Consider the following 8,156-nt stretch of genomic DNA (forward strand, 5'->3'; position numbering starts at 1 on the left):
TCATCATCAATTGCAAAAAAGTAATTATGCAAGCTAATTTCCGTTTCCAGTGTACATTTTGATATATGACGAATGCACCAAAAATGAGTATAATATAATTGTTATTGTGATAGTACATTTTTGTACTTATTAATTCTTACTTTGGGAGGTTTTTCTATGAAACCACAATCAAACTTGACTGTGAACTACCCAAGTATGCCGGAATTAACCGCCCGCGGGATGATTCTCGGGGCCTTGATTACCGTTATCTTCACGGCATCCAACGTATACTTGGGCTTAAAAGTCGGTCTGACGTTCTCCTCGTCCATTCCGGCTGCAGTCATCTCCATGGCAATCCTGCGCATGTTCAAAGATTCCAACATCTTGGAAAACAACATGGTACAGACGCAGGCCTCTGCTGCCGGCACCTTATCTGCAATCATCTTCATTCTGCCGGGCTTGCTCATGCTGGGATACTGGCAAGGATTCCCCTTCGGGGAAACGTTACTGCTCTGCGCCTGCGGCGGCTCTCTCGGTGTCTTATTTACGATTCCCCTCCGCCGTGCAATGGTCGTCAACAGCGACCTGCCCTACCCGGAAGGCCGGGCTGCTGCTGAAATCTTAAAGGTCGGCAGTGAAATCCGCCAAGAAGAAGCGGATGGAAAAGCGGGCGCTAAGAAGGAAACGGGCATGAAAGACATCGTCGGCGGTACGGCACTGGCTGGTCTCTTTAGCCTCTGCTCCAACGGCTTCCACGTCCTCTCCTCGGAATTCAGCTACTGGCTCCACTTCGGAAAAGCCATCACCCAGATTCCCCTTGGCTTTTCAACAGCCCTCCTCGGTGCCGGTTACCTCATCGGCATCACCAGCGGTATCGCCATCTTAGTCGGTACCCTCTTGTCCTGGTACGTCTTCGTTCCCTACCTGACCTCGGTCCTGACTCCGGCTGAAGGCCAATCGGCGGCTGCCTTTGCTCAGACCATCTGGGCTCAGAAAGTCCGCTTCATCGGCGCCGGTTGTATCGGTATCGCTGCTGTCTGGACCTTGATCCGCTTGGCTAAACCGGTCGTCGACGGCATTAAAATGTCGATTGACGCCCTTCGCGCCAACGATACGGAAGAAAAGAAAATGCTCCACCATACGGATATCGATATGACGCCGAAATCGGTCGGCCTCGTATTCCTGGCTATCCTGGTCGGACTGTTCATCACCTTCTATTCCTTCGTAAGCAACGCCGGTCTGTCCTTATCGGTCACCCTCATGTTCATCGTCATCGGCATCTTAGTCGCCATCCTCATGGGCTTCTTCGTCGCCGCTGCCTGCGGGTACATGGCCGGTTTGATCGGCACCTCTGCCAGCCCGATCTCCGGGATTGGTATCCTTGGCATCATCATCTCGTCCCTGGTCGTCCTCGGCCTCGGCTCTTCAGCCGGTATCTTTGAAACCCTTCAGGGTACGCAGTTTGCAACGGCACTGGCCATCTTCATTACCAGCGTCATCGTCAGCATCGCTGCTATTTCCAACGATAACCTGCAGGACCTCAAGACCGGTTACATCGTCGGTGCTACGCCGTGGAAACAGCAGGTCGCCCTCATCTTGGGCTCTGTCGTCGGCGCTCTCGCCATCGCTCCGGTCCTGAACCTCTTGTATCAGGCTTACGGCTTTACGGGTGCTCTTCCCCGTGCCGGCATGGATCCGACCCAGGCCCTGGCCGCACCGCAGGCAACGTTGATGACGACCATCGCTCAAGGTATCTTCAGCGCCAGCCTGGACTGGAATTACATCCTATTCGGCGTCGGCGTCGGCATTGTCGCCATCATCATCGATTTGATTTTAACGAAAAACACGAAAGCCCTGGCCTTACCACCTCTGGCTATCGGCATGGGCATTTACTTACCGCCTACCCTTGAAATTCCTTTGGTCATCGGCTCCGTTATGGGCTACTTCGTCAATCGTTCCCTGAAAGCTCGCGCAGCTCGCCGCAGCCCGGGCCATGAAGAAGAAGACGTCGAAGCCTGCAACCACCGCGGTGTCCTCTTCGCCTCTGGCCTCATCGTCGGCGAAAGCCTCATGGGCGTCATCATCGCCCTGCTCATCGTCGTATCGGTCACCTCCGGCGGCAGCGAAAATCCTCTGGCTCTGGTTGGCAAGGACTTCCAGTCCACCGCCGATATTCTCGGCCTCATCGCCTTCATCGCCATGATCGTCATCTTTATCCGCCACATCTTCATTACCAAGTTCACGCCGGAAAGCGATTCGAACAAGTAAGTCAAAGATTTGGTGTATTAAATTTCTGTTAGAAATTAAAAAAGTTTTTCTAAAGAAAGTCCTCGCTCCGATTTTCGTCTTCGCAGCGAGGACTTTTTTGTATATTTTTAAATAATCACGTATAATAAAAGCAAGCATCAGAAATCCTATTGATTCACCCAAAGGAGGTCTTTTCCTTGCAATTCCCCAAGCTTGATAAACAATCCCTGACAGAAGGCATCGTCATCCCGAAAATGGTAAAAGTCCGGCAAAGCTTTCCCTCTCATAATCTGACCGATCCCATCGGCCGGTTAAAGGAACAGCTTCAATCCCTCGATAAAAATACCATCGAAAACTTGGCGGGAAAACGCATCGGCATCACAGCCGGCAGCCGCGGCCTGCCCCACTATAAGGAGCTCATGAAAGTCCTTTGTGACCAGCTTAAAGCATGGAAGGCCCAGCCCTTCGTCTTCCCCGCCATGGGCAGTCATGCCGGAGCGACGGCAGAAGGCCAAAAGGCCCATTTAGCCCAATTCGGGATCAACGAAGACTACCTCGGCGTGCCCGTTTTATCGACCATGGATGTCGTCACCGTCGGCACCCTGGACGACGGTTTTCCCATTTACTGCGACAAGAACGCCTATGAAGCCGACGGCATCATCTTGTTTAACAAGATTAAACCGCACACGCACTTCAAATATAGCCACGAATCAGGGCTCTTGAAGATGATCTGCATCGGCTGCGGGAAGCACAAAGGGGCCTCGGCCTTTCATGGACGAGGCTATGATTCCTTTGGCCCCAACCTGGAACGGGTCGCCAAGGCCTTCTTAAACAAAGTAAACGTCGTCTTTTCTGTCGCCATGGTCCAGAGTCCCAGCGACGACATCGCCGCCTTAGAAGTCATCCCGACCGAAAAATTCTTTGAACGCGACGCCGCTCTCCAGACCTTGGCCAAAGAAGAGATGCCGCGCTTGAAACTCCCCCATATCGACGTCCTGATCGTCGATGAAATCGGTAAAGAAATCAGCGGTACCGGGATGGACCCCAATATCACCGGCCGGACAGAACGCTTCAGTCAGGAAGAAGCCTTCCGCTCACTGGCACCGGAAATCGAACGCATCGTCATCCTCGACATTACCGAAGCCTCCCACGGGAACGGTTCCGGCTGCGGTATGGCCGATATCGTCAGCTACCGTTTCGTAAACAAGATGGACTTCGCCTCCGTTTACACCAATTGCATTACGGCCAAATCATTCCGCATGGCCTTACTGCCCCTTTACGGCAACAGTGATAAAGACGCCATCGAAATGGCCATGGCCCATTCCTTCCTGACCGAACCCAATAAAGCCAAGGTCGTCCGCATCAAGAACACCTTGAAACTGGAAGAAATCGAATGCTCCACGTCCTGCCTGGAAGATATTGAAGGCCGTTCCGATATGGCCGTCGTATCCGATCCGTTTACTTGGTCGTTTAATGACGAAGACAATCTATGGTAGCAAAAAAGCATTGCCGCAGTCTCGCGTTGTGGCAATGCTTTTTTGTCAGTACCGTATTATAAGCCTTTATGACCGATCGCATCCATCCAGGCAAAGAGTTCCGTTAAGTCGTAGTCACCGCCGTGGCCCTGTCCCCAAGGAGAGGCAAAGTCCACAGTATATCCGGCCTGCTGCAGCCGCAGGGCCAGGAGAGCCGGTACGGCAAGGGTCGTATCCCGGTCGACTTCACCGTGGCGAATACGCCAATATTTAGCCGTTTGAACCTTTGATGTCCCGATATAATTCAAGGGATTGAGCATCTTTACGATGTCCTTGTCGGCCGTCGTTGCCGTCGATAAGGAATGGGCCTGACCATAGGCCGTAAAGTGCTGTTTATCGATCGAAGCCGTACCAAATTCCTGGTTTTCTCCGGAACTCAAGTCTAAGGCATCGAAGGCCGGCGCCGCCTTTAACCGATTGACATCACGGGCATAACCGGCTAAATCCATATCCACGACCTTTCCATCCTGTATCGTCAGCCACGATTTTGAAGATAAATCGATACCGCTGTCCAGTGCCTTTTGCGCAGACGCCATGTAAATCGATTTAATGTATGTTTCAAAAGTACCGTGTCCATTTTCATCAAGGGTCAGGGCTGTGCCATTCGTATCGACGAGATGAAGGCCATTGATATACGCAGGATAGGCGGCTTTCAGATCCCGCGAGACCTGCTGCTGGGCTTCCGTCATCACCGTCCCGGTCGCAGCCTCCATAGGCGCATTATCCGGCCGGTTGCCAACCGTCGGTGGTGCGCCGCCCGGCATGCCAGTCCCTTCGTTGGCACCGCTTTCCATCATCGCTGGAGGCATCATGCCGCCCTTTCCCTGATGATAGGTGTTTACACCGTTAAACATCCATTCATAAGCCATATCGGCATGGTCAAGGTCGGTAATGGGGCAGTACACGCTGGATGCGTAAATATCGTCTCTTTCATCGGCAGCGCCGAGGGCCTTTAAATAGTTTTCATAATCAGCGCTGTTTCCCGTCGCCCCGATAAGGGAGGACAAGGCACCGCCGGCACTCGTCCCGTTGGAGATAATCTTTTCCGTGTCGCCCGGTACACGACCGGAATTATGGCGCAGATAGCGGACGGCAGCCTTCATGTCGACGATCAGGGCGGGAGCCTTACCCGTATAGGACCCGTCAGTCCCTTGATTCGTCCGGCCGCGAGCGCCCGGTGCGGCCACGACATAGCCCTTAGACAGAGCGACGAGAATCGCGTTCGCTCCGCCCGTCATCCGATCTTGCTCCGACGGTTGTCCCGGTTCCCCTGGCATATATCCGCCAACGGTATTGGGCAGAAAAATAGGCGCCGTCTTGGCCGTATATCCGTTGATGGACTTCCCTTTGAAATAACCCTCCGGAACGTAGATATTCATCGCTTGATAGGTCGTATCGACAGGGTGGGCTACGTAAACTCGATTTTCATAGGCCCGAAAGGCGACTTTCTTGCCATCGACAGTCATCATCTTTTTTTCATATTTCGTCGTATCCAGGTCGAGACTGTAAACGGCCTTGACGGCAGACGCCGCCTTAGCCTTTGTCGCCCCGGCCACCGCCTGTACCTGCCCCAGCGTCTGCGAGTTCAGTGTCTCATTGGCGGCCAAAGCCGTCCCGCCAGTCATCAAAAGGCAGAGCACCGCGGCCATTACCTTGCTATTCTTCATCCTCTAAACCACCTTTCTTGAATCGTTTTGAATTTAACTATCGCTATTTCTCAGTATAGCATAAAAATATCCCTCTATGATGGCAATTTGTTTTCCACTGTTGATCAAAATTGATATTACAAAAAAAGACTGTGCCTCAGGATATCCTGAAATGCACAGTCTTAATTTATCGTCTCCACAAGATACGCAGCAAATACGTCAGTATATGCCAGCCATACAGCAGGCGATCCGCCAATTGTGAACAAAGTTTACTTTTGTAAACAGCATAACTGGAAGCGGCGCCTAAGAAGAATCCGCCGATGACATCGCTGACGTAATGAAGGCGACAGAGGACGCGTGACGCGCCGAGAATGACCGACAATATCAAGGCAGGCAGTCCCCATATACTTCGCCGCAGGAGCAGCATGACGGCAACGGCCATGCTGTTCATGGCATGATTACTGGGAAACGAAGCATTGGCTTTATGTTTCACCAAAGCAGGATCGGCGGCCAGGGTAAAGGGACGAGGCCGATACCAAAGTTTACCGATAACCCACGAAACAGTTGAGGCGAAGATGACGGAAAACAAGCAATAAAGCAAGTTTTTTCGCTCTTTACGCTGTTCGCTCCCGGGTTTAGGCCGGAACCATTCAACCAGGCCGTAGAGAATAAACAAGCCGTGTCCAAAGCGGGTAAAGCCGGACAAAAGGCGAAGCCACAGGTTCTGTCGGGCTATGAGATATTGGATAAGTCGAACCATATGCCCTCCCGTTACCAAATCAACTCTGTTTACGTATAGCTTGTTCCATCGTACCGGCCATATCGGCCAGAGATATGCGGCGCATCTGATTTTCCATGGCCTCCTGCACCTGACTCAATTTATCGTCCAGGCTGATATGAATCGTCTTACCGACCGGACATTTCGGACAGGGGTGTTCGTGAAAATGGAACAGGGAATCGCTGGGGATACAGTCAACGGCATAGTAAACGTCGTATAAACTGATATCCTGCAAGTCCTTTTTCAGTGCCGCACCGCCGGTGCCTCGCTTGACGTCAATAAAATCGGCCGCCTTTAATTGGGTAAGCAGATTACGAATGATGACCGGATTGGTACCGACACTGGAAGCAATGAAACTGCTGGTCACTTTTTCCGTTTTTTCAAAATATGCAATGCACAGCAAGGTATGGACAGCCATCGTAAGACGACTGGAAATCTGCATCTTTAAATAGCCCCCACTTCACGGAGAATGGCTAAAGCCGGCGTGCAGGCCGGGCAGTCACAGAACTTGGCCCCATTGGCTTTAAGCTCTTTGGCATGTTCCAAGAGTTGAGCCGCGGCATCTGCCCCCAAAATCTTAGCCGCCGTATCCGATCCGGCAAAGCCGAGGAGTTCATCAATCGTCGATACACCTTGTTTCAAGGCTTCAACATAAGCCGGCGTAGCTGCCTCTTTATCAGCAGCAGCAAGCCATGCCTGAGCTTCTTTTTTCAAGGTAGGGTTGCAGCTCGGTGCTGCTACTAATTCCTGCGTTTTCGAAGTCATGAAGTCGATAAGCTTTTTATCCATTATAATTCCTCCCAACAAAAGAACCATTCACTATGTTATAACCATTAACATTACATCTTAATCATAGTTGATTTAAAAAGTAATGTCAATGGTTACAATGCGCTAAAAGTACATTTTCAAAATAAACAAAATTAAATTTATTTACCCTAGTTTATAGTTTATTATCGGCTTAAATAAGCCGTTCTTATTTTTAAATCCACGAAGATTAAACAAAATATTCTCAATGTAAACGTCGAAAAATTTCCCGTATTATATCGAAATAAAGCGGTCCCTCGCTCCCAAAATAAAGTAAAAAAAGAGGTCCCCAAAAAAAGCTTGATGCAATACGATATGAGGAAGAGTCGAAGATATGGGCGGTACGGCAAAGATGGAAAAGAAGAAGGACTTAGTAAAATCGGTAATTGCTGCAGCCCAAAAAGAGAACCAAGACGGGCAGAGACGCTGCAACAGCATCCATTCGCCAGACTTGTCGCCGTTGACGATACCCCTTCGACCAGATCAGAAGTCGTGAAAATGGCTGCAGATGATGTCAAGCGCAGTAGTCCTTCATCGATGTAATAGATGTTGACGCACCCGTCGGTGCATCAAAACACCTGCATAAAAGGGCGCAGAACGGTTTTAACGGCCGCAGGTAATCCCCTTTTATCCGGAGAAATGTTTAACGCCGCCAGGGCCGTTACGACGTCTTTTAGGGTCGTCGTCCCCGGCATGACGGCTACACGGTAGCGGTTGCTCAGTTTGATCGTTGCTATATCGAGGCAGGCAATACAAGGTCTTCTGGTCAGGGATTTCAGCAGGTCTTTCCCTCTCTTTAGGGGCAAAAGATAACCATCTGTAAAACCTTGTCTCAAAGAGCAAAAAAAGCCTCGAAGACGAATCTCCGAGGCTTTTTGTATTTCAACAGGAATATAGTCTTAAGCACGTACAGCTTTAACAGCCGCGATGAACTTCTTGGCCGTTTCCGTGATTTCAGCTGCCGTTTTTCCGCCGCCCGTCAAGGCTCCACCGGCACCAACAGCGACGCAGCCGGCTTTGATCCATTCACCGGCGTTGTCTACATTTACGCCGCCAGTCGGCATGAGCGGTGCCTGCGGCAAGGGCCCATGAATGGCTTTAATGGCCTTCATGCCTACAACTTCACCCGGGAAGATTTTAACGACGTCTGCGCCGCATTCAAGGGCC

General features: G+C 51.0%; 8 protein-coding genes and 1 pseudogene. 3 read left to right on the forward strand and 6 right to left on the reverse strand.

Annotated features, from left to right (window positions below; genetic code table 11):
• The first annotated feature begins 156 nt into the window (after positions 1–156).
• Positions 157–2,247 (forward strand): OPT family oligopeptide transporter, encoded by a 2,091-nt coding sequence (locus HMPREF3201_RS03440; RefSeq protein ID WP_062411751.1) that lies wholly within the window; start codon positions 157–159, stop codon positions 2,245–2,247.
• Positions 2,248–2,423: 176 nt separating this feature from the next.
• On the forward strand, positions 2,424–3,722 hold the full coding sequence (locus HMPREF3201_RS03445) for a nickel pincer cofactor-dependent isomerase, group 22 (RefSeq protein WP_062411752.1): 1,299 nt from the start codon (positions 2,424–2,426) through the stop codon (positions 3,720–3,722).
• A gap of 56 nt (positions 3,723–3,778) precedes the next feature.
• Here HMPREF3201_RS03445 and HMPREF3201_RS03450 read toward each other — a convergent pair whose 3' ends face one another.
• The 4 genes from HMPREF3201_RS03450 to HMPREF3201_RS03465 form a co-directional block, all read right to left on the reverse strand.
• Complete coding sequence (locus HMPREF3201_RS03450; RefSeq protein WP_062411753.1) at positions 3,779–5,428, reverse strand: subtype B tannase; 1,650 nt, start codon at positions 5,426–5,428, stop codon at positions 3,779–3,781.
• Between the two features lie 166 nt (positions 5,429–5,594).
• A complete protein-coding gene (locus HMPREF3201_RS03455; protein WP_082709386.1) occupies positions 5,595–6,167 on the reverse strand; it encodes a phosphatase PAP2 family protein in 573 nt (190 codons plus the stop codon).
• Between the two features lie 19 nt (positions 6,168–6,186).
• Entirely contained in the window at positions 6,187–6,627 is a 441-nt protein-coding gene (locus tag HMPREF3201_RS03460) for an Rrf2 family transcriptional regulator (protein ID WP_062411754.1), read from the reverse strand.
• 2 nt (positions 6,628–6,629) lie between these two features.
• Positions 6,630–6,974, reverse strand: a complete 345-nt coding sequence (locus HMPREF3201_RS03465; protein WP_062411755.1) for a hypothetical protein — start codon at positions 6,972–6,974, stop codon at positions 6,630–6,632.
• Positions 6,975–7,323: 349 nt separating this feature from the next.
• Between HMPREF3201_RS03465 and HMPREF3201_RS11720 the strand changes: the two genes are divergently transcribed.
• Positions 7,324–7,485: a hypothetical protein gene (locus tag HMPREF3201_RS11720; RefSeq protein ID WP_154254028.1), complete on the forward strand. Its 162-nt coding sequence runs from the start codon at positions 7,324–7,326 to the stop codon at positions 7,483–7,485.
• 73 nt (positions 7,486–7,558) lie between these two features.
• Here HMPREF3201_RS11720 and HMPREF3201_RS11860 read toward each other — a convergent pair whose 3' ends face one another.
• Together HMPREF3201_RS11860 and HMPREF3201_RS03470 are read right to left on the reverse strand one after the other, a co-directional pair.
• Entirely contained in the window at positions 7,559–7,795 is a 237-nt protein-coding gene (locus HMPREF3201_RS11860; RefSeq protein ID WP_072272005.1) for a beta/alpha barrel domain-containing protein, read from the reverse strand.
• A gap of 93 nt (positions 7,796–7,888) precedes the next feature.
• A pseudogene (locus tag HMPREF3201_RS03470) lies at positions 7,889–8,156 on the reverse strand (bifunctional 2-keto-4-hydroxyglutarate aldolase/2-keto-3-deoxy-6-phosphogluconate aldolase); the annotation flags it as partial.

Origin of the sequence: Megasphaera sp. MJR8396C (genome assembly GCF_001546855.1) — a bacterium.
GTDB lineage: Bacteria > Bacillota > Negativicutes > Veillonellales > Megasphaeraceae > Megasphaera.